The organism is Bradyrhizobium sp. UFLA03-84 (assembly GCF_002289535.1).
Classification (GTDB): Bacteria; Pseudomonadota; Alphaproteobacteria; order Rhizobiales; family Xanthobacteraceae; genus Bradyrhizobium; species Bradyrhizobium viridifuturi.
Window position 1 is genome coordinate 848672 of the sequence record NZ_NSJY01000013.1, and the last position, 21469, is coordinate 870140.

The 21469-nt window shown below is 65.3% G+C and carries 17 protein-coding genes; 11 read left to right on the forward strand and 6 right to left on the reverse strand.

Features of this window, described 5'->3' with window-relative positions; genetic code table 11:
• Window positions 1–22: 22 nt before the first annotated feature.
• Entirely contained in the window at window positions 23–592 is a 570-nt protein-coding gene (locus CK489_RS18110) for a glycosyltransferase family protein (protein ID WP_095733190.1), read from the reverse strand.
• Window positions 593–756: 164 nt separating this feature from the next.
• Between CK489_RS18110 and CK489_RS18115 the strand changes: the two genes are divergently transcribed.
• From CK489_RS18115 to CK489_RS18130, 4 genes are all read left to right on the forward strand, one after another.
• On the forward strand, window positions 757–1923 hold the full coding sequence (locus CK489_RS18115; RefSeq protein WP_095733191.1) for a PA0069 family radical SAM protein: 1167 nt from the start codon (window positions 757–759) through the stop codon (window positions 1921–1923).
• A 144-nt stretch (window positions 1924–2067) separates the two neighbouring features.
• The gene (locus CK489_RS18120; RefSeq protein ID WP_095733192.1) at window positions 2068–2514 is read left to right on the forward strand and encodes a VOC family protein; all 447 of its coding nucleotides are present in this window, start codon (window positions 2068–2070) and stop codon (window positions 2512–2514) included.
• A 90-nt stretch (window positions 2515–2604) separates the two neighbouring features.
• Window positions 2605–3390 (forward strand): ribonuclease HII, encoded by a 786-nt coding sequence (gene rnhB / locus CK489_RS18125; RefSeq protein WP_095733193.1) that lies wholly within the window; start codon window positions 2605–2607, stop codon window positions 3388–3390.
• A 269-nt stretch (window positions 3391–3659) separates the two neighbouring features.
• A complete protein-coding gene (locus CK489_RS18130; RefSeq protein WP_095733695.1) occupies window positions 3660–5165 on the forward strand; it encodes a glycosyltransferase family 39 protein in 1506 nt (501 codons plus the stop codon).
• A 93-nt stretch (window positions 5166–5258) separates the two neighbouring features.
• Here CK489_RS18130 and CK489_RS18135 read toward each other — a convergent pair whose 3' ends face one another.
• The gene (locus CK489_RS18135; protein ID WP_095733194.1) at window positions 5259–6068 is read right to left on the reverse strand and encodes a uracil-DNA glycosylase; all 810 of its coding nucleotides are present in this window, start codon (window positions 6066–6068) and stop codon (window positions 5259–5261) included.
• Between the two features lie 188 nt (window positions 6069–6256).
• On the opposite strand from CK489_RS18135, the gene CK489_RS18140 reads away from it, so the two are divergent.
• From CK489_RS18140 to CK489_RS18165, 6 genes are all read left to right on the forward strand, one after another.
• The gene (locus CK489_RS18140; protein WP_095733195.1) at window positions 6257–7915 is read left to right on the forward strand and encodes an electron transfer flavoprotein-ubiquinone oxidoreductase; all 1659 of its coding nucleotides are present in this window, start codon (window positions 6257–6259) and stop codon (window positions 7913–7915) included.
• 404 nt (window positions 7916–8319) lie between these two features.
• Entirely contained in the window at window positions 8320–10119 is a 1800-nt protein-coding gene (locus tag CK489_RS18145; protein WP_050631948.1) for a tetratricopeptide repeat protein, read from the forward strand.
• Window positions 10120–10386: 267 nt separating this feature from the next.
• Window positions 10387–11274 carry a 4-(cytidine 5'-diphospho)-2-C-methyl-D-erythritol kinase gene (locus CK489_RS18150; RefSeq protein WP_095733196.1) on the forward strand — a complete coding sequence of 296 codons (888 nt, stop codon included), beginning with the start codon at window positions 10387–10389 and terminating at the stop codon, window positions 11272–11274.
• A gap of 573 nt (window positions 11275–11847) precedes the next feature.
• On the forward strand, window positions 11848–12774 hold the full coding sequence (locus CK489_RS18155) for an SMP-30/gluconolactonase/LRE family protein (protein ID WP_050631946.1): 927 nt from the start codon (window positions 11848–11850) through the stop codon (window positions 12772–12774).
• Window positions 12775–12898: 124 nt separating this feature from the next.
• Window positions 12899–13492 (forward strand): GNAT family N-acetyltransferase, encoded by a 594-nt coding sequence (locus tag CK489_RS18160; RefSeq protein ID WP_050631945.1) that lies wholly within the window; start codon window positions 12899–12901, stop codon window positions 13490–13492.
• A 28-nt stretch (window positions 13493–13520) separates the two neighbouring features.
• Entirely contained in the window at window positions 13521–15164 is a 1644-nt protein-coding gene (locus tag CK489_RS18165) for a GMC family oxidoreductase (protein WP_050631944.1), read from the forward strand.
• A gap of 156 nt (window positions 15165–15320) precedes the next feature.
• Here CK489_RS18165 and CK489_RS18170 read toward each other — a convergent pair whose 3' ends face one another.
• The 4 genes from CK489_RS18170 to CK489_RS18185 form a co-directional block, all read right to left on the reverse strand.
• The gene (locus CK489_RS18170) at window positions 15321–16823 is read right to left on the reverse strand and encodes a flavin-containing monooxygenase (protein WP_095733197.1); all 1503 of its coding nucleotides are present in this window, start codon (window positions 16821–16823) and stop codon (window positions 15321–15323) included.
• A 91-nt stretch (window positions 16824–16914) separates the two neighbouring features.
• Entirely contained in the window at window positions 16915–17757 is an 843-nt protein-coding gene (locus CK489_RS18175) for an AAA family ATPase (protein ID WP_024580492.1), read from the reverse strand.
• 93 nt (window positions 17758–17850) lie between these two features.
• A complete protein-coding gene (locus tag CK489_RS18180) occupies window positions 17851–18096 on the reverse strand; it encodes a GlsB/YeaQ/YmgE family stress response membrane protein (RefSeq protein WP_050632067.1) in 246 nt (81 codons plus the stop codon).
• Between the two features lie 114 nt (window positions 18097–18210).
• Entirely contained in the window at window positions 18211–20109 is a 1899-nt protein-coding gene (locus CK489_RS18185; RefSeq protein WP_245350407.1) for a diguanylate cyclase, read from the reverse strand.
• Window positions 20110–20291: 182 nt separating this feature from the next.
• Here CK489_RS18185 and CK489_RS18190 point away from each other — a divergent pair, with 182 nt between their 5' ends.
• On the forward strand, window positions 20292–21467 hold the full coding sequence (locus CK489_RS18190; protein ID WP_050632069.1) for a vWA domain-containing protein: 1176 nt from the start codon (window positions 20292–20294) through the stop codon (window positions 21465–21467).
• Window positions 21468–21469: the final 2 nt, after the last annotated feature.

Below are 21469 nucleotides of genomic sequence, written 5' to 3' on the forward strand. Positions count from 1 at the left end.
AAATAATCCGCAAGCCTTTTATTCAGGCCACCATGATCCGGCTGCGCAGCATGGTGCGGGAGGAGCGGCCGAGCCGGCGCAGCAGCCGCGCCTCGGAGCGGCGGGCCTCCGGCCGGTAGCCGCCGATCCGCTCGTAATGCTCGCGCGCGATCAGCAGGCCCTGTTCGGCCGAGGGGCCGGTGATCATCCGGGCGACGAATTTGAGGCCGTCGCGCAGGCCGGGGTCGGAGTAGGGCGCGCGGGCGTAGCGGAAGATGCCGGCGCGGTCCTTGCCGCTCGCCGCCACCATCTGGATGAACTGGGTGGTCTCCTCGATCCAGCCCGCATCGAGCACCGCGCCCGGATGCAGGAACATCAGCCAGGGCGAGCGCGCCTGACGTGCGCCGGCCGCGAGCGCCGCGGCACGGGTGCCCTCGAAGCGCAGGAAGCGGCAGCCTGCGACGTCGGCGACGCGCTCCATGATGTCGGTATCGGTGCGGTCGACCAGCAGCACTTCGCGGATCACGCCGGCGGCGGCGCCCGGCACCAGCGCCGCCAAGGTCGCGACCGCAGTGCGCTCGATCCCGTCGGTTGGAATGATCACGCTCAGCATGATTTGAGGCTTCGCTGGCTCAAACGGTTCTGGAAACTCCGGCCGTGTTATCACCTTGTCATATTCAAAGCAGCCTCTTCGCCTGCAGATTTTTGCGTCATCACTTTGTGGATTTTCTCCACTCGTGTTCTTGATTTGTTCTTTGGCTGTGTTAGCTTCGGAACATGAGCCGAGCATCCTCTCATGCCCTCAAGCACCCGCCGGTAACGGCGCCCTCCGATAACCCGGCGGGTGCACCCACCCCTTTTCCCGAGCTTGCGGTCGCGATCGAGCGCGAGCGGCGGCGCGGCCGCGGCGCGCAGTCCAATGCCAGCGGCCGTTATGAGGCCGAGGCGCGGGTCGCCTTCGACGACGGCTGGCAGAGCCTCGAAGACCTGCCGCCGTTCACCACCAGCGTGGCGCTCGACACCTCGCGCAAGGTGATCACCCGCAACGACTCGCCCGACATCGGCTTCGATCGCTCGATCAATCCCTATCGTGGCTGCGAGCATGGCTGCGTGTATTGCTTCGCGCGGCCGACCCACGCCTATCTCGGCCTGTCGCCGGGGCTCGACTTCGAGTCGAAACTGTTCGCCAAGCCGGACGCGCCGGCGCTGCTCGAGAAGGAACTGGCGGCGCCCGACTACGAAGCGCGGATGATCGCGATCGGCACCAACACCGATCCCTATCAGCCGATCGAGCGCGAGCGGAAGATCATGCGCGGCATCCTCGAAGTGCTGGAGCGCGCCGGCCATCCGGTCGGCATCGTGACCAAGTCGGCGCTGGTGACCCGCGACATCGATATCCTTTCGCGGATGGCCAAGCGCAACCTCGCCAAGGTTGCGCTGTCGGTGACGACGCTCGATCCCAAGCTCGCCCGCACCATGGAGCCGCGCGCCTCGACCCCGCCGAAGCGGCTCGAGGCAATCAAGCGGCTCACCGAGGCCGGCATCCCGACCACGGTGATGGTCGCGCCCGTGATCCCGGCGCTGAACGATTCCGAGATCGAGCGCATCCTCGATGCGGCAGCCCATGCCGGCGCCAAGGAGGCGAGCTACGTGCTGCTGCGGCTGCCGCTCGAGGTTCGCGATCTCTTTCGCGAATGGCTGATGGCGAACTATCCGGACCGTTATCGCCACGTCTTCACGCTGATCCGCGACATGCGCGGCGGCCGCGATTACGACTCGCAATGGGGCACGCGGATGAAGGGCACCGGCCCGATGGCCTGGATGATCGGCCGCCGCTTCGAGATCGCCTGCGAAAAGCTCGGCCTCAACAAGCGGCGCACCAAGCTGACCACCGATCATTTCGCCAAGCCGAAGCGAAGCGGCCAGCAGCTCAGCTTGTTCTGACGCGACAGGCGTCACTGCGAGGAGCGAAGCGACGAAGCAATCCATGCTTCGGCATATGCGGTACGATGGATTGCTTCGCGGAGCCTGTCATCCGGCGACGCTTCGCGCCGACCGGGTGTCTCGAAATGACGGAAAGAGGTAATAATGAGTAACGCCCCGACCGCACGTTTCACCGTCCTGACGCTCGGCGTCAGCGACATGCGCGCCAGCATCGCCTTCTACGAGTCGCTCGGCTTCGCGAGGAAGATGCGCGCGACCGGCGAGGAGGTGGCCTTCTTCGAGACCGGCGGCAGCGTGCTCGGGCTGTTCCCGTGGCACCTGCTCGCCGACGACGCCGGATTGCCCGATCAGCCGCGGCCGGCTGCATTCCACGGCGTCTCGATCGCCTGGAACTGCAACGACGATGCCGAGGTCGATCGCGTGATGGCGTTTGCGCTGTCGAAAGGCGCCAAGCTGCTGAAGCCGGCGCAGTCGACCAGCTATGGCGGTTATTGCGGCTATTTCGGCGATCCCGATGGGCACGCCTGGGAAGTGGTTCGCGCGCCGGGTTTTGAGGTGCTCGAGAGCGGACGGGTGTCGATTCCCGACTAGCGCGGGCTGGCGGGCTGGTCGAACTGAATAACGGGGAAGGGCGCCCGGTTCCCGGTTGCGCCGCGGGCTGCGCTTGATCACGATCCCCGCATGATTCGGGACAAGTCCAAGAACACGTCCAAAAAGGCGCCGGCAAAGTCAGGCAAGGCGGCTGCGCCGGCCAAGGCGGAGAAACGCGTCATCACCGTGACGCGGCCGAGCTTCCGGCGCGAGCGCGCGCTGATCAAGCGCGGTATCTGGCCGGTCGCCGGCTGCGACGAGGCCGGCCGCGGACCGCTGGCCGGCCCCGTGGTCGCTGCCGCCGTGGTGCTGGATCCGAATCGCGTTCCCAAGGGCCTCGATGATTCCAAGCGGCTGACCGCTGAGCGCCGCGAGGAGCTGTTCGAGGAAATCTGCGCCACCGCTGCATTCTCGGTCGCGGTGGCTTCGCCGGCGCGAATCGATCGCGACAACATCCTGCGCGCCTCGCTGTGGGCGCTGGCGCGCGCGGTACACGCGCTGCCGGAGATGCCGAAGCACGTCTTCGTCGACGGCCGCGACAAGCTCGCGACGCCCTGCGACTGCGACGCCGTGATCGGCGGCGACGGCATCGTGGCCTCGATCGCGGCGGCCTCGATCATCGCCAAGGTGACGCGCGACCGCCTGATGTGTGCGCTTGCGCTGGATTGTCCCGGCTACGGCTTCGAGCAGCACAAGGGCTACGGCGTCCCCGAACATCTCGAGGCGCTGGACCGGCTCGGGCCGAGCAGCCATCACCGCAGCTTCTTCGCCCCCGTCGTCGCCGCGCGGCTGAAGCATTTTCCGCTTCCCGTCGAGCCCGACCTGTTCAAGGTGGACGCCGAAAGCGACGCCGCGGCGGCGTCCGAAGCGGCGTAGGGGCGCGAGCCACAAGCTCGATGTCATCGCCCGGCTCGACCGGGTGATCCAGTATTCCAGAGGCAGGCGTTGTTGATCGAGGGGCCGCAGCGTACTGGATCACCCGCTTTCGCGGGTGATGACGAGGCGAACGGGTGGTGACAGGCGGATACTGATTTGGCGGTGCAGGCGGGGCCTACGCCGGTTGCCTCCACCGCCGCCGCCCGTTATCAAACCCTCGGGATCAGATGGCGCCGCTGACGAGGTGGCTGGGGCATTTCAGGCGTTTCATGCGGTTTACCTCCCTGGTTGTCGAACTGATCCGCGCCCGGCCACGCCTCGTGGTCTGGGTCGTGGTGCTGGTGCAGGCTGCGATCTGGCTGCTGCTGCCGCTGATCTTCTACGGCAGCCCGCCCGGCAATCTTGCCACCGTGCTCGCCTTCGGCCGCGAATATCAGGTCGGTACCGACATGGGGCCGCCGCTGGCGTTCTGGCTCGCCGACATCGCGTTCCGTGCCGTCGGCAATCACGTGTTCGGCGTCTATCTCCTGGCGCAAATCTGCGAGATCACCACCTTCATCGCCTTTTACCAGCTGGCCCGCGCCATTGTCGGCGGCCCGCAGGGCGTGCTGGCGGTGCTGCTGTCGATGACTGTCGTGGTGTTTTCCTCGCCGAGTGTCGAGTTCGGCCCGCTGATCCTGGCGCGTCCGCTGTGGGCGCTGCTGCTGCTGCATTCCTGGCAGTTGATCGGGCAGAACCGGCGCAGCGCCTGGTTCGCCTGGTCGATCGATTGCGGCCTGCTGCTGCTGACGACGCCGGCGGCGATCGGCATGATCCTGCTCGTGGTCGGCTTTGCGCTCGCGACCGAGCGCGGTCGGCGCACGCTGCGCGCGGTCGATCCGCTCTATGCGGTGCTGGTCGTCGTCGTGCTGGCGCTGCCCTATCTGATCTGGCTGGTCCGCGCCGACGTGCTGGCGTTGCCGGCCCTGCCGGCGCTCGCCGATCTCAAGGCGCGGGCGCTGCGCTGGGGCGTCGTGCTCGGCGGGCTGATCGTGGCGACGGGGGCGATCGTCGTGCTGACGGTCCTCAATTCGCGCTGGTTCGCCCGCGAAGGCGAGGATTCGCCGATCATCTATCGTCCGCCGGTCACTCCGCTGGCGCAGCAGTTCGTCTATTTCTTCGCGTTCGCGCCGGCGATCGTGAGCAGCTTCGTCTCCGGGCTGTTCGATCTGGATCGCGCCTTCGGCGGCGCCGGCGTGGCGCTGTTGATGTCGGGACTGGCGGTCGTCGTCGCGACCGGCGATCTGATCCATCTCCGGCGGCAACGGCTGTTGCGTTCGGTGTGGGCCCTCGCGGTCGCGGCGCCTGCTGCGGCGGCGCTGGCGGCGGCGCTGTTCCTGCCCTGGACCAGCACCAAGGAGATGCCGACCTCGCTGCCGGCGGCCGCGATGGGGCGCTTCTTCGACGACAGCTACGAGCGCCGCACCAACCAGCGCCTGCGCGCGGTCGCCGGCGATCCCGAGATCGCCAGCCTGATCGCGATGAACGGACGCCGCCCGCATCTCTTGCTCGACGCCGCGCCGCAGCGGACGCCCTGGCTGTCGGTCGCGAAATTCAACGAGACCGGCGGCGTCGTGGTCTGGCGCGCGCAGGACACCGCCGGCACGCCGCCGCCCGAACTCGCGCAGCGTTTCCCGGGTCTCGTGCCGGAAGTGCCGCGCTCGTTCGACCGCCTGGTCAACGGACGGCAGCCGGTGCTGCGGATCGGCTGGGCCATCGTGCGGCCGAAGGGGTAGGGATCTGCAGATCTGTCGGATGGGTAGAGCGAAGCGAAACCCATCGCTCGCATCCGCTACGCAAATGATGGGCTTCGCTGCGCGCGGCCCATCCTACGAAGCAAGTACCTTCGCGATCGCGCGCAGATCCTGCCACGACAGCCGCTTGTAGGACGGCGAGCGCAGCAGATAGGCCGGATGGAAGGTGGCGACGGCGCGGATCGTGCGGGTGCCGGTGTCGTAATCGATCCATTTGCCGCGCGTGCGCATGATGCCCTCGCGCGTGCCGAGCAGCGCCTGGGTCGAGGGATTGCCGAGCGTCACCAGCACGTCGGGATTCACCAGCTCGATATGGCGCTGGATGAAGGGCAGGCACACCTGCGTCTCCTGCGGCGTCGGCGTTCGGTTGCCCGGCGGCCGCCACGGGATCACGTTGGCGATATAGGCCTTGCTGCGATCGAGCCCGATCGCGGCGATCATGCGGTCGAGCAGTTTGCCGGAGCGGCCGACGAACGGCAGGCCCTCGATGTCCTCGTCGCGGCCCGGTGCCTCGCCGACGAACATCACCTTCGCCTGCGGATTGCCATCGGCGAACACCAGCCGGGTCGCGGTGTGCTTCAGCGCGCAGCCGTCGAACGTCTCCATCAGCGTGCGCAAGGTTTCAAGCGTCGGCGCGGTGCGCGCGGCCTCGCGCGCCGACGCAATCGCGGCGTCCGGCGCGACGGTGATTTCGCTGCGCGGAACGGCGGGCATCGGCGGAGGCCGCAGCGGATTGAGCGCCACCGGCCGCGGCGCGGCGGGGGCCGGAACTGCTTCTGGCTCTTCCAGCCGGTTGATCGGCTCCTCGCCAAGCGCGCAGTCGACCCCGGCTTCGAGGTAAAAGGCCAGCAATTGCTGCAACGTAGGGGTGGGCTCGGGCATCATGATGGGGTGCAATCTAGAGCATGAACGGGAAAATTGGAGGCTCGATTTCGGAAAAGATTATTCTCCTGCGGCATCGCGGCCGTGCAAATCCATGGAAGCGCAATTCCATGGTTGTCCTTCCGCCAAAAATCGGAAACAACGACTTTTGAAAAGCTTAGAAGCGTTCTCAATGGGCTGAGATCTGAATCATGAGTGCTGAAGACCTTCCTCCGCGCGAGTCTATGGAATTCGACGTCGTCATCGTCGGCGCCGGCCCGTCGGGCCTGTCGGCCGCGATCCGGCTGAAGCAGCTCAATCCGGAGCTCTCGGTCGTCGTGGTGGAGAAGGGCTCCGAGGTCGGTGCGCATATCCTGTCGGGTGCGGTGATCGATCCGGCCGGCCTCGACAGGCTGGTGCCCGACTGGCGCGAGGATGCCGACTGTCCGCTGAAGACGCAGGTCACGAGCGACCGATTCTACTGGGCGACGTCGCAGGGCTGGTTCCGCATCCCGAACTTCATCATGCCGCCGCTGATGCACAATCATCACAACTACATCGGCTCGCTCGGCAATGTCTGCCGCTGGCTGGCGCCGAAGGCGGAAGCGCTCGGCGTCGAGATCTATCCGGGCTTTGCCGCGGCCGAGGTGCTCTATGACGACAAGGGCGCGGTGCGCGGCATCGCGACCGGCGACATGGGCATCGCCAAGGACGGCAGCCACAAGGATTCCTATACCCGCGGCATGGAGCTGCTCGGCAAGTACACGCTGTTCGCCGAGGGCGCGCGCGGCTCGCTGTCCAAGCAGTTGATCGCGAAGTTCAAGCTCGACGCCAGCTCGGAGCCGCCGAAGTTCGGCATCGGCCTGAAGGAGGTCTGGCAGATCGATCCGGCGAAGCACAAGAAGGGCAGGGTGCAGCATACGCTCGGATGGCCGCTGAACGACAAGACCGGCGGCGGCTCGTTCCTCTATCACTACGACGACAACCGCGTCGCGGTCGGCTTCGTCGTGCACCTGAACTACACCGATCCGTATCTGTCGCCGTTCGACGAATTCCAGCGGATGAAGACGCATCCCGACATCCGCGAGCTGTTCGAGGGCGGCAAGCGCCTCGCCTATGGCGCGCGCGCCATCACCGAGGGCGGCTACCAGTCGGTGCCGCGGCTCTCCTTCCCGGGCGGCGCGCTGATCGGTTGCGCGGCGGGTTTCGTCAACGTCCCGCGCATCAAGGGCGTCCACAACGCGATGGGCTCCGGCATGCTCGCCGCCGAGCATGTCGCTGCCGCACTCGGCGCCGGGCGCGCCAATGATGAGCTCGTCGAGTATGAAAATGCCTGGCGTTCGTCGGCGATCGGCAAGGACCTGTTCAAGGTTCGCAACGCCAAGCCGCTGCTGTCGAAGTTCGGCAATTTGCTCGGCATGGCGCTGTCCGGCTTCGACATGTGGTGCAACACGCTCGGCTTCTCGCTGTTCGGCACCCAGTCGCACGCCAAGCCGGACCGCAAGACGCTCGATCCGTCCAAGCAGCACCAGCCGATCGCCTATCCGAAGCCGGACGGCAAGATCTCGTTCGACAAGCTGTCGTCGGTATTCCTGTCCAACACCAACCATGAGGAGGACCAGCCGGTCCATCTCAAGGTCGCCGACATGAACCTGCAGAAGACGTCGGAGCACGACGTGTTCGCCGGTCCGTCCAACCGCTATTGCCCGGCCGGCGTCTATGAGTGGGTCGAGGAATCGGCAGGCCCGCGCTTCCAGATCAACGCCCAGAACTGCGTCCACTGCAAAACCTGCGACGTGAAGGACCCCAACGGCAACATCACCTGGGTTCCTCCGGAGGGTGGCGGCGGACCGAACTACGAGGCGATGTAAGCCGACCACATTTGCGTGAGGCCACGGCGCAGCCGGCAGCAACCTCCGCTTGGCGTCCGCCTTGCGGAAGCGGCCGGATTGGCACCATCGGATATGTCCGGATACTCGGAACAGGGGGGCGCGGCGCCGGGATCCGGCGCTTTTTGCGTCTGCGCGCGAATATGCCCGGCCCGGTCACGATACCGCCATAGTGGGAGCGTCTTGCGGTGGGGCTGGCTGGATCGGCGGGCCTAAAGGCCTAATCTGCCAATTGATTCGCGATGGGCGATCCTTGCGGATAAACGCCAAAAGCGGCATTGTCGCTCGCCGTGATGCCGCCGCTTGGGTTCGCATTTTGAGACTGATCGCAAGATCTTGGCCGTAAATCCATCTTGGCTGTACATCCCTGGAGCAAGGCGACCGTGATGCTGTCCACCCGTTTCAACCGCTTGACGATTGCCCTTCTCGCTGCCGCGGCGCTTGCCGTGCCTGCGCAGCTGTCGGCGCAAACGCCCGACCATCCGACCGACAATGCCGCGCAATTCCCGTCCAAGAACGACCTGAAATCGCTGACCACGGCCGGCAGCTATCTCGCCGCCCGCCACGCCAGTGTCGAGCGCGATGCGGCCTCCGCCGCGGCGTTCTACCGCTCGGCGCTGCGCACCGATCCGAAGAATTCCGAGCTGCTCGACCGCGCCTTCATCTCCTCGCTCGCCGACGGCGACATCGACGAGGCGGTCAAGCTCGCCGACCGCATCCTGACCCAGGACAAGGCCAACCGCGTCGCCCGCCTCGTGGTCGGCGTGCGCGACCTCAAGCTGAAGAAATACGCCGCGGCGCAGTCCAATATCAACCAGTCGGTCCGCGGCCCGATCACCGATCTGGTGGCGACGCTGCTGTCGGCCTGGGCGGCCTATGGCGCCGGCGACAGCAAGGGCGCGGTCGCCTCGATCGACAAGCTGACCGGCCCTGAGTGGTATCCGATCTTCAAGGATCTGCATGCCGGCATGATCTATGAGCTCGCCGGCAAGGAGAAGGATGCCGGCGCCCGCTTCGAGAAGGTCTACAAGCTCGACGATTCGATGCTGCGCACGGTCGACGAATATGCGCGCTGGACCTCGCGCAACAAGGATGCCGCCGCCGCGACCGCGATGTACGAGGCGTTCGACAAGAAGCTGCCGCGCCATCCGCTGGTGCTGGAAGGCATCAAGGAAACCAAGGCCGGCAAGAAGCTGCCGCCGCTGGTCGATTCGCCGCAGGCCGGCGCTGCCGAAGCGCTGTACGGCATCGGCGCGACGCTGACCCGCCGCGGCGGCGAGGACCTCGCGCTGGTCTACCTGCAGCTCGCACTCTATCTGCAGCCCAACCATCCGCTGGCGCTGCTGTCGCTCGCCGATCTCTATGAATCGGTGAAGAAGCCGCAGATGGCGATCAAGGTCTATGAGCGGATGCCGGCGTCCTCGCCGCTGAAGCGCAACGCGCAGATCCAGCTCGCGACCAATCTCGACGCCGCCGACCGCAGCGACGAGGCGATCAAGATCCTCAAGGAAGTCACCGCGGATCAGCCGAAGGACATCGAGGCGATCCTGGCGCTCGGCAATATCGAGCGCGGCCGCAAGAAGTTCGCCGACTGCGCCACCACCTATTCGCAGGCGATCGACGCGCTGCCGGCCGGCAGCGGCGACAAGAATGCCTGGGTCACCTATTACTACCGCGGCATCTGCGAGGAGCGCTCCAAGCAGTGGAACAAGGCCGAGGCCGACATGCGCAAGGCGCTCGAGCTGCAGCCCGAGCAGCCACACGTGCTGAACTATCTCGGCTATTCCTGGATCGACCAGGGCATCAACCTCGACGAAGGCATGAAGATGATCAAGCGTGCCGTCGATCAGCGCCCTGACGACGGCTACATCGTCGACTCCCTCGGCTGGGCCTATTACCGGATCGGCAATTACGACGAAGCGGTGAAGAACCTCGAGCGCGCGATCGATCTCAAGCCGGAAGATCCGACCATCAACGACCATCTCGGCGATGCCTACTGGCGCGTCGGCCGCACGCTGGAAGCCAAGTTCCAGTGGGCGCATGCCCGCGACCTCAAGCCCGAGCCGGAAGAGCTGCCGAAGATCCAGGCCAAGATCGACAACGGCCTGCCGGATGACACCTCCAACGCCGCCGCCGCCGACAAGAAGAAGGACGAGGACGGCAAGGGCGACGGTAAGGGCGGCTAGGGCCAGCGGGTGCGGCAAACTCGGTGTCGTCCCTGCGAACGCAGGGACCCATAACCACCGACGGTTATTGCTGCAGACTGCCTGAACGGCGAATCCCCCTCAAAACATTCGCCGCGGAGCACGGGTCCGTGATCCCGTGCGCAATTGCGCACGGGGCAGGGACGACGGTGGCGGATACCCCCGGAATTTCTGTCCAAACAAAGGGATAGGATCGTACGGCGATTTACGCTAATCGCTCACAATCGTTGCTTTTAGGGGTTTATCGCCGTGCCGGCGCTAATTGAAGAAGGGCGTGCCAAGGTCAACCTGACGCTGAAGGTGATCGGACGGCGCGTCGATGGGTTTCACGACCTCGAGAGCGTGGTCGCATTTGCCGATTGCGCCGATCGTCTCACGCTCGAGCCGGGGCCCGAGCTGTCGCTGACGATGGCGGGACCGCTCGCCGATGCCTGCGGCGATACTTCGGACAATCTGGTGCTCAAGGCCGCGCGGTTGCTCGGCGAACGCGTCGTGGACCTCGAGGTCGGCCACTTCACGCTGGAGAAGGTGCTGCCGGTCGCGGCCGGAATCGGCGGCGGCTCGGCGGATGCCGCGGCCGCGCTGCGGCTCCTGGCGCGGCTCAACGAACTCTCGCTCGACGACAGCAGGATCATGGAGGTCGCGCTGCAGACCGGCGCCGACGTGCCGGTGTGCGTCGCCTCGCGCGCCTGCGACATGACCGGCGTCGGCGAAGGCCTGCTGCCGCTCGATCTGCCGAAGATGCCGGCCGTGCTGGTCAATCCGCGCGTGCCGGTTGCGACCAAGGATGTCTTCAACGCGCTCGGCCTGCGCCATGGCGAACTCCTGATCGGCGCCACCGATGTCGTGATGCAGGCACCGGCCTGGCCGGAGGCCGGCCGCGCGCTCGACGACTGGATCGCGGCGCTCGGGCGCGGCGCCAACGATCTCGAAGCCCCCGCGGCGCGCATCGAGCCCGTCATCAGCGGCGTGCTGTCGGCGCTGCGCGCGACCAGGGGCGTTCGTCTCGTGCGCATGTCGGGCTCCGGCGCGACCTGCTTTGCGGTGTTCGCGACCGACGCCGACGCAGAGGCCGCCGGCGAACAGCTCCGCGCCGCGCATCCCGGCTGGTGGGTGCACGCGGGCACGCTGAGCTGAACTTTCTCCTCTCGTCATTCCCCGGTGCGCAATTGCGCACCTGAGGGCTCGCCGAAGGCGATAGACCGGAATCCATTCATCCACGCGTGATGTGGCCCAATGGATTCCGGGCTCGTGCTTCGCACGCCCCGGAATGACGGCGTGGAGAGAGGTGCGACAAATCACCCCGACGGGCAAAATTTTGACCCACCCTCGGACAGTTCGTGTCGCGAGAACGCAGATGCATGTTTCATCGGCGGCGCAACAAACTCGCTGTCGTCCCTGCGAAAGCAGGGACCCATAACCACAAACGCGAATTGCCGCGCGATGCTGGAACGACGAGTCCCATCAGCAACACCCGCCGCGGAGTATGGGTCCCGGCCTTCGCCGGGACGACACCTGTGGATGTGGCGACATCGCGACTTCGCCGGGGCGACATCCTCTGCCGCACCATCCCACCGCAGCGCCGGGCAGCCCTGCACCCCCGGTTGCTTGGCAAGCCAAACCCCGTTTGCCATAACAGGATGAAACAACAACGTTGCGCGTGCGGGGCCGTTCGGAGACCGCCGGCAGCCAAAGAGCCGGGAGGATGCCATGGCCAATATCCGAGTACTCGCCACTGATCTCGAGTTTCCCGAAGGTCCCGTCGTGATGCCTGACGGCTCCGTCGTGCTGGTCGAAATCCGCGGCCAGCGGCTGACCAGGGTCTATCCCGACGGGCGCAAGGAGATCGTCGCCAAGGTGCCGGGCGGCCCGAACGGCGCCGCGCTCGGCCCCGACGGCAAGATGTACATCTGCAACAATGGCGGCTTCTCCTGGATCCCGACCAAGAACATGATCATGCCGGGACCGCAGCCGGAGGATTATCTCGGCGGCTCGATCCAGCGCGTCGATCTGCAGTCCGGCAAGGTCGAGACCGTGGTGACGAAGTGCGGCGAGCACGAGCTGCGCGGGCCGAACGACCTGGTGTTCGACAGACAGGGCGGCCTGTGGTTCTCCGATCTCGGCAAGCGCCGTGCCCGCGACATGGACGTCGGCGCGTTCTACTATCTGAAGCCCGGCATGAACGAGATCGTCGAGGCCGTGCACGGCATCCTGCCCGCCAACGGCATCGGCCTGTCGCCGGACGAGAAGACCGTCTACATCGCCGAGACGCCGACGGCGCGGCTGTGGGCCTATGAGGTCTCCGAGCCCGGCACCATCAAGCCGCGCGACGTGATCTATCGCGGCGAGCGCGGCAAGCCGATCGCGGGGCTCGGCGGCTACCAGATGTTCGACTCGCTCGCGGTCGAAGCCAATGGCAATGTCTGCGTCGCGACGCTGATCTCGGGCTGCATCTCGGTGATCGCGCCCGATGGCACCGTGGTCGAGCAGGTGCCGACCGGCGACCGCGTCACCACCAACATCGCCTTCGGCGGCCCCGATCTGAAGACCGCCTACATCACCCTGTCCGGCAAGGGTGAACTGATCGCGATGGACTGGTCGCGGCCCGGATTGCCGCTGAATTTTCTGAACAAGTGACGATTGCGCTTCGCGAAGCGCAATCGTCATCCCGGGATGGTGCGAAGCATCAGACCCCGGATCTCGAGATTCCGGGTTCGATGCTATGCATCGTCCCGGAATGACAACAACGGAGAGATCTCGAATGCCCTGGCTTGAACCGGTCACCCTTCGCGGCGCGCATGCGCGGCTCGAACCGCTGTCGCATGATCACCTCGCAGGATTGACGGAAGCGGTGAAGGACGGTGGCCTCTCGAACCTGTGGTACACCGCCATCCCTCAGCCGGAGAACATGGCGAAAGAGATCGACCGCAGGCTCGGCTTGCAGAAGGCCGGATCGATGCTGCCGTTCACGGTGTTCGACGCCGACGGCCGGATTTCCGGCATGACGACCTACATGAACGTCGACACGCCGAACCGCCGCGTCGAGATCGGCTCGACTTGGTACGCTAAGCGCGTGCAGCGCAGCGCGGTCAACACGCAGTGCAAACTGCTGTTGCTGCAACATGCCTTCGAGAAGCTCGATTGCATCGCGGTTGAGTTCCGCACGCATTTCTTCAATCATCAGAGCCGGCGCGGCATCGAGCGATTGGGCGCCAAGCAGGACGGCATTTTGCGCAGCCACCAGATCGCGCCCAACGGCACGTTGCGCGACACCGTGGTTTACAGCATCATCGCCAGCGAATGGCCGACGGTGAAGGCGCATCTCAACTATCAACTCCACGAAAAGGTGCGTTGACGCTCACGTCATCGCCAGAAACGAGACGATGGAAACGTTCGATTATGTGATCATCGGCGCAGGCTCCGCCGGGAGCGTGCTGACCAACCGGTTGAGCGAAGATGCGGGCACGCGGGTGTGCGTGCTCGAGGCGGGGCCGAGCGACTGGCATCCCTACATCCATCTGCCGGCCGGCTTCATCAAGACCTTCCACATGAAGAGCGTGAACTGGGCTTACCAGCAGGAGCCTGGTCCCTACACCGGCGGGCGCAGCATCTATGCGCCGCGCGGCAAGACGCTCGGCGGCTCGTCCTCGATCAACGGTCACATCTACAACCGCGGCCAGCGCCAGGATTTCGACACCTGGGCGCAGCTTGGCAATCGCGGCTGGGGCTATCCGGACGTGCTGCCGTATTTCCGGCGCATGGAGAAGCGGATCGGCGAGGGCGACGACACCTATCGCGGCCGCGACGGCAATCTCACCGTGACCACGATGGACTGGCAGGATCCGCTCTGCGAGGCCTTCATGGCGGGTGCGGTCTCGCTCGGCATTCCGCGCAACCCTGATTACAACGGCCAGATCCAGGAAGGCGTCTCCTACTGCCAGCGCACCATCCTGAACGGACGCCGGGTCAGCGCTGCGACTGCCTTCCTGCATCCGGCGCGAAAGCGGCCGAATGTCGACGTGCGCACGCATGCCCACGTCACTGGCATCATCTTCGAGGGCAAGCGCGCGGTCGGCGTCCGCTATAACCGCGGCGGCAAGCACGGTGATCCCCTGGAGATCCGCGCCACCAAGGAAGTCATCCTCTCCGGCGGCGCTTACAACTCGCCGCAGCTGTTGCAGCTCTCCGGCGTCGGCTCGCCTGATCTGTTGCAGTCGCACGGCATCGAGGTGCGCCACGCGCTGCCGGGTGTCGGCGAAGGCCTGCAGGATCACTACGCGCCGCGTTCGGTGGCGCGGGTCAAGAACATCCGGACCATCAACGAACTGCGCCGCGGCTTCAGCCTGTGGGGCGAGGCGATCAAATGGGCGACGACGCGGCGCGGGCTGCTGTCGCTGTCGCCGACCATGGTCTACTGCTTCTGGCATTCTGGCGAGACCACCGAGAGCTCCGATTTGCAGCTCACCTTCACGCCGGCGAGCTACAAGGAAGGCGTGCAGGGCCAGCTCGAGGACGAGCCCGGCATGACGGTGGCCTCATGGCAGCAGCGGCCGGAGAGCCGCGGCTATGTCCGGATCCGCTCGGCCGATCCGTTCGCGCCGCCGATCATCCAGACCAACTATCTCGCCGAGGAGATCGACCGCCGCGTCGTCGTCGCCGGCATGAAGCTGGCGCGCCGGCTGCTCGCCTCCGAGCCGCTCAAGCCGTATTTCGCCTATGAGGACTTTCCCGGTCCGAAGGTCACGAGCGACGAGGAACTGCTCGCGGCCGCGACCCAGCGCGGCACCACCACCTTCCATCCCGGCTGCACCTGCCGGATGGGACCGGCCGACGCGCCGTGGGCGGTGGTCGACGACCAGCTTCGGGTCCATGGCATGGAGGGCCTGCGCGTGATCGACGCCTCGATCATGCCGCGGATGATCTCCGCCAACCTCAACGCCTCGACCCTGATGATCGCCGACAAGGCCTCCGACATGATCCGCGGCAAGGCGCCCGAAGCGGCTGCCAAGCTGCCGGAGTATGCGTGAGGGGATCTGGTTACCTCGCCCCGCTTGCGGGGAGAGGTCGAAATTCGCGGGACGCGAATTTCGGGTGAGGGGGACTCTCCGCCCACCGAACTCGTGGAGAGTCCCCCTCATCCCGACCTTCTCCCCGCAAGCGGGGAGAAGGAGAAGAGAAAGCGCTCAGCCGTAGACGAACGCCTTGTCCTTGAGGTCGATGGCCGGGAATTCGTCCTTCTCGGCCCAGTAGTCCTGGTTGTGCTGCCACTCCGGCTTGTCGCCGCGCTTCGGCAGCAGGTGCATGCCGCGCATCATGTAGCCGGGATTGAAGTTCTCCGGATCGATCCACGGCAGCAGCGGCATGTTGTGGTCTTCGGGGCGCAGTGCCGGTGTCACCTTGCTCACGCCGGTCGCCTTCATGTGCTTGAGCATGCGGCAGACGAAGTCGGCGACGAGGTCGACGCGCAGGGTCCAGCTGGCGCGGAAATAGCCGAACACCCAGACGAGGTTCGGCACGCCGGTGAACATCATGCCGCGATAGGTCACGGTGTCCTTGAAGTCGAGCGGCTTGCCGTCGATCTCGAAGTCGATGCCGCCATTGGCGGAGAGGTGGAAGCCGGTCGCGGTGATGATGATGTCGGCCTCGAGCTCCTTGCCGGACTTGAGCAGGATGCCCTTCTCGGTGAAGCGGTCGATCTCGTCGGTGACGACCGATGCCTTGCCGCTCTTGATGGCCTGGAACAGGTCGGCATCCGGAACGAAGGCGATGCGCTGCCGCCACGGCCGGTAGCTCGGCGTGAAATGCGTGGCGATATCGTAGTCCTTGCCGAGAACCGCCTCGACCGCAGCCAGCAGATCCTTCTTGGCGCCCTCGGGATCGGCGAAGGTCCGCTTGGTGAAAGCGTCCTGCTCGAACAGGATCTTGCGCCTGACGATCTCGTGGATCCAATGCTCGTCGACCTGCAGCCTGCGCAGCTCCTCGGCGATCTCGATCGCGTTGCGGCCGGTGCGGAAATAGGTCGGCGACCGCTGCAGCATGGTGACGTGGCCGGCATCATTGGCCATCGCCGGGATCAGGGTCGCGGCGGTGGCGCCGGAACCGATCACGATCACCCGCTTGCCCTTGTAGTCGAGGTCGTCGGGCCAGGTCTGCGGATGCACGATCGTGCCCTTGAACTTTGCCATGTCGGTCCATTCGGGCGTGTAGCCGGCGTCGTGGCGGTAGTAGCCCTGGCACATCCAGAAGAAGTTGGTGGTGAAGCGCAGCCGCTCGCCGGTGTCGATGCGCGTGGCATCGATGGTCCACAGATTGGTCTCGTTCGACCACTTCGCCGCGGTGATGGTGTGGCGATAACGGATGTGGCGTGCGAGGTCGTTCTCCTCGATCACTTCGCCCATGTATTTCAGGATCTCTTCGGCACTTGCGATCGGCGCGCTGGTCCACGGCTTGAAGCGATAGCCGAAGGTGTGCAGGTCGCTGTCGGAGCGGATGCCGGGATAGCGATGGGTGGACCAGGTGCCGCCGAAGGTCTTCTGCGTCTCCAGCACCACGAAGCTGGTGCCCGGGGATTGCGTGGTGAGGTGGTAGGCGGCGCCGACGCCGGAGATGCCGGCGCCTGCGATCAGGACGTCGAAATGCTCTGTGGTGACGGGCTCGGCGGCGCGGATCTGGGTCTGGACGTTCATCTTCCCTGGGTCTTCTTGCTTGTTGGCTTGTTCGTTGGGCGCTGGAAGCAAAACGCCGGAGCCATCGCCCCGGCGTCTGCCGATATCGAAACTAGACTTCGCGGCGGCTGAGGAACGCCAGCCGCTCGAACAGATGCACGTCCTGCTCGTTCTTGAGCAGCGCGCCGTGCAGCGGCGGGATCAGCTTGCGCGGGTCGCGCTCCCTCAGCATCTCGGGCGTGATGTCCTCGTTCATCAGCAGCTTAAGCCAGTCGAGCAGCTCGGAGGTCGAGGGCTTCTTCTTCAGGCCCGGCACCTCGCGCACCTCGAAGAAGATCCGCAGCGCCTCTTCGACCAGCCGCTTCTTGATACCGGGGAAGTGCACGTCGACGATCCGGCCCATCGTGTCGGCATCGGGGAACTTGATGTAGTGGAAGAAGCAGCGGCGCAGGAAGGCGTCCGGCAGCTCCTTCTCGTTGTTCGACGTGATCATCACGATCGGGCGCAGCTTCGCCTTGATGGTCTCGCCGGTCTCGTAGACGTGGAACTCCATGCGGTCGAGTTCGAGCAGCAGGTCGTTCGGGAATTCGATGTCGGCCTTGTCGATCTCGTCGATCAGGAGCACCGGGCGCTTCTCGTGGGTGAAGGCCTCCCACAGCTTGCCGCGCTTGATGTAGTTCTTGATGTCGGAGACGCGGGCGTCGCCGAGTTGGCTGTCGCGCAGCCGCGACACCGCGTCGTATTCGTAGAGGCCCTGCTGCGCCTTGGTGGTCGACTTGATGTGCCAGGTCAAAAGCGGCGCATCGATCGCCTTGGCGACTTCCTCGGCCAGCACGGTCTTGCCGGTGCCGGGCTCGCCCTTCACCAGCAGCGGGCGCTCGAGCACGATGGCGGCGTTGACGGCGACCTTGAGGTCATCGGTGGCGACGTAGTCCTTGGTACCCGTGAATTTCATCTATCTCTTTGCCTTGCTTCGTTCGTTGGCCGGTTCGGCCTCAACATCAAACGACCGCTCTCGCAGCGGCCGTGGGAAATGCAAATTGTTCGATCAGGCCCGCCTGATCAGCGACAGGATCACCAGCACGACCACGGCGCCGATCGTCGCGTTGACGATGTCGCGGATCGTGCCGCTGCCGAGGCTGACGCCGAGTTGCGGCAACAGCCAGCCCGCCACCAGCGCGCCGATGATGCCGACGACGATGTTGCCGATCAGCCCGAAGCCCGCGCCGCGCACGATTTGTCCAGCGAGCCAGCCGGCAATCGCACCGATCACCAGTGCCGCAATGATGCCCATTCAAACGTCCTGCCCAATGTCTTGTCAGGCGCAATTGTAATTGAAAAAGCCGGGCGGTCTAGGGCGGATTCCGCAGCGCAGCGGTACCCTGAACGGCAATTGGCGCTTAGTATGTCAGGCGTACTGTTTCCGCCCTGCGGAATGATCGTCACCAGCGAGCGACGAGGCCAGCACCGTGCGGTCGCGTCCCCTGCGTTTTGCCTCGTAGAGCGCGAGGTCGGCCTGGCCGAGCAATTCGCTCTCGTTCGTGGTCGCAGCGGTTCGGCCGGCGATGCCGAGGCTGATCGAGATCACGCCGCGCCGCGCGGCCGGGTTGGCGATCGCCAGCGATCGCACCGTGAGCCGCATCGCTTCGGCGACCTTCATCGCGTCCTGCTCACCGATGCCGGGCAGGATGATCGCGAATTCCTCACCGCCATAGCGCGCCGCCAGCGCGGTCGTGTTGCTGGTGGCGTCGGCGATCACGCGCGCCACGCGCTTCAGGCATTCGTCGCCGGCCTGATGGCCCTGGCTGTCGTTGAAGCCCTTGAAGTGATCGATATCGAGCATGATCAGGGAGATCAGCTCGCGGTCGCGGAACTCGCGCGGCAGCGCGCTGTCGAAGCTGCGGCGGTTGGCGAGCGCGGTCAGGCCGTCGGTGGTCGCAAGCTCGGACAGGCGGACGTTCAGCGCGTTGAGCTCGTCCTCCATCTTGCGGCGTTCGGTCACGTCGCGCAGCACGCCGACCACTTCGATGGCATGGTGATCTTCGGCGTGCCCGGCAAGCTTGAAATTGATCTCGACCCAGACCTCGCTGCCGTCGGCGCGGAAGGTCCTGAATTCGACTGTTTTGGTGGTGGTCCAATTGGTCAGCTCCGATGTCGCCTTGGCGACGTCGGCGAGGTGATCGGGATGCACGAACTCGAAACAGGATTTGCCGATCAGATCGTCCGGCTTGCGGCCGAGGATGGTCTCGACCGATTGCGATACGAACAGGAAACGGCCGTCGCGGTCGAGCAGGATCACGACATCGGCGATGTTGTCGGCCAGCAGCCGGTAGCGCGCCTCGCGTTCCCTGAGCATCCGCGCGACCTTGGTCCGCTTGGCGAACTCCTTGCCGAGCAGGATGGCGAACAGGATGACGCTTCCCATCAGGACGACGGCAACGAACAGGTCGTTGCGCAGATCCTGATGCCAGGCGGCGAGCACCTGCGCTTCCGGCAGGGCGACGGTGACCACGATCGGATACTGCGACGCGCGCTCGAAGCCGAGAAACTTGACGCGTCCGTCAAACGGCGATGTGGTCTTGGTATAGCCCGCGCGGTCCTGCTGGATCTGCGCCTTGAAGGCCGCGGAAACCTCCTTGCTCCATTTGCCCGCCGGCCAGTGCGCCAGGACGATGCCGTCGAGGCGGAGCAGGGTAATTCCGGCATGCGGGCCGAATTCGAAGGCCTGGTAGAACTTGTCGAAGAAGCTGCTTTCGATGGTCGCAAACAGCACGCCGCCGAAGCTGCCGTCTTCCCTGGTGACGCGCCGCGACAGCACGATGGTGGGCTGCCCGGTCAGCCGCGACTGCAACGGCTCGCTGATATGCAGCGTCGCGTCCGGCGAGTCGCGATGGCCGATGAAATAGCCGCGATCGGCGTTGTTGTGGGCCGGCAGCTCCGCAGCCGAGGAGTAGATCCGGTTGCCGTCGGGGTCGATGACGCCGATCTCCCTGATCTGCGGCAGCGCATCCGCGGTCTTGCGCAGGGCGGCGTTGAAGCGGTCGACGCGGGGCTTCTGGTATTTCAGCAGGTCGACCATCGCGTTCATCGCCACATCGATCGCCTGCACCGAATGCGAGGCGTGCTCCGCCAGCGAATGGGTGAGGTTGCGGATGTCGCGTTCGCCCTGCGACAGCGCTGTGGTGCGCGCCTCGACCGCCTTCCAGATCAACAGGCCCAGCACGAATATGCTCATCGCCGTCACCACGGCGGCGACGATCGCCGTCGGCGAGAACAGTTTCGGCAGCTTGGCGGTGCTGTTGGGCAAGTCGATCGGGTCCACTGGCGTCGTGCCGCCTCCAGTGATCAACGCCCCATCTTAACGCCGCGTTTCGGCGCCGGGAGCCGAAGCCGGCCGGGGTGGTTAAGTGAAAGTGAATGGCTGATCCGCCGGAACGGGCGGGGCAGGGGCCCTTGACGGCACCGGCAGGGCGGGCGATTTAAGTAACCATGTTCCTTCAGTTCTTCACATCGCTGCGCGACGCCCAGGTCCCCGTGACGCTACGGGAATATCTGACCTTGATGGAAGCGCTCGACGCCGACCTCGCCGAACAGACGGTCGAGAACTTCTATTATTTGTCGCGCGCCGCCCTGGTGAAGGACGAGCGCAATCTCGACAAGTTCGACCGCGTGTTCGGCACTGTTTTCAAGGGGCTCGAGAGCCTGCTCGACGCCATGGGCAAGGCGGAGATCCCCGAGGAGTGGCTGAAGAAGCTCGCCGAGAAATATCTCACCGAGGAAGAGAAGAAGCAGATCGAGGCCATGGGCTGGGACAAGCTCATGGAGACCCTGAAGAAGCGGCTCGAGGAACAGAAAGGCCGCCACCAGGGCGGCAGCAAGTGGATCGGCACCGCCGGCACCTCGCCGTTCGGCGCCCACGGCTACAATCCCGAGGGCGTGCGGATCGGGCAGGAGAAGAACCGCAACAACCGCGCCGTGAAGGTGTGGGACAAGCGCGAGTTCAAGGATCTCGACGGCAATGTCGAGCTCGGCATCCGCAACATCAAGGTCGCGCTGCGGCGGCTGCGCAAGTTCGCGCGCACCGGCGCGCCCGACGAGCTCGACCTCGACACCACGATCAAGGAGACCGCCAACCACGGCTATCTCGATGTGCATATGCGCCCCGAGCGGCGCAACGCGGTCAAGGTGCTGGTGTTCTTCGATATCGGCGGCTCGATGGATTCGCATATCGAGCAGGTCGAGGAACTGTTCTCGGCCGCCAAGAGCGAATTCAAGCACATGGAATATTTCTACTTCCACAACTGCCTTTATGAAGGCGTATGGAAGCAGAACAAGCGGCGCTTCACCGACCGCACGCCGACCTGGGACGTGCTGCACAAATACCCGCACGACTACAAGGTGGTGTTCGTCGGCGACGCCTCGATGAGCCCTTACGAGATCATGGTGCCCGGCGGCTCGGTCGAGCACGTCAATGAAGAGGCCGGCTCGGTCTGGCTCGACCGCATCACCCGCACCTATCCGCACGCGGTGTGGCTCAACCCGGTGGCGCAGAAGCACTGGGACTATTCGGAATCGACCACCATCATCCGCCGCCTGTTCTCCGAGCGCATGTATCCGATCACGATCGAGGGCCTGGAGAACGCGATGCGGGAGCTGGTGCGCTAAAC

Coding starts and splice junctions, on each gene's coding strand:
- CK489_RS18165 (WP_050631944.1), top strand. CDS start 13,521: ATGGAAACGTTCGATTATGTGATCATCGGCGCAGGCTCCGCCGGGAGC.
- CK489_RS18120 (WP_095733192.1), top strand. CDS start 2,068: ATGAGTAACGCCCCGACCGCACGTTTCACCGTCCTGACGCTCGGCGTC.
- CK489_RS18130 (WP_095733695.1), top strand. CDS start 3,660: ATGCGGTTTACCTCCCTGGTTGTCGAACTGATCCGCGCCCGGCCACGC.
- rnhB (WP_095733193.1), top strand. CDS start 2,605: ATGATTCGGGACAAGTCCAAGAACACGTCCAAAAAGGCGCCGGCAAAG.
- CK489_RS18110 (WP_095733190.1), bottom strand. CDS start 592: ATGCTGAGCGTGATCATTCCAACCGACGGGATCGAGCGCACTGCGGTC.
- CK489_RS18190 (WP_050632069.1), top strand. CDS start 20,292: ATGTTCCTTCAGTTCTTCACATCGCTGCGCGACGCCCAGGTCCCCGTG.
- CK489_RS18175 (WP_024580492.1), bottom strand. CDS start 17,757: ATGAAATTCACGGGTACCAAGGACTACGTCGCCACCGATGACCTCAAG.
- CK489_RS18135 (WP_095733194.1), bottom strand. CDS start 6,068: ATGATGCCCGAGCCCACCCCTACGTTGCAGCAATTGCTGGCCTTTTAC.
- CK489_RS18140 (WP_095733195.1), top strand. CDS start 6,257: ATGAGTGCTGAAGACCTTCCTCCGCGCGAGTCTATGGAATTCGACGTC.
- CK489_RS18115 (WP_095733191.1), top strand. CDS start 757: ATGAGCCGAGCATCCTCTCATGCCCTCAAGCACCCGCCGGTAACGGCG.
- CK489_RS18170 (WP_095733197.1), bottom strand. CDS start 16,823: ATGAACGTCCAGACCCAGATCCGCGCCGCCGAGCCCGTCACCACAGAG.
- CK489_RS18145 (WP_050631948.1), top strand. CDS start 8,320: ATGCTGTCCACCCGTTTCAACCGCTTGACGATTGCCCTTCTCGCTGCC.
- CK489_RS18155 (WP_050631946.1), top strand. CDS start 11,848: ATGGCCAATATCCGAGTACTCGCCACTGATCTCGAGTTTCCCGAAGGT.
- CK489_RS18180 (WP_050632067.1), bottom strand. CDS start 18,096: ATGGGCATCATTGCGGCACTGGTGATCGGTGCGATTGCCGGCTGGCTC.
- CK489_RS18160 (WP_050631945.1), top strand. CDS start 12,899: ATGCCCTGGCTTGAACCGGTCACCCTTCGCGGCGCGCATGCGCGGCTC.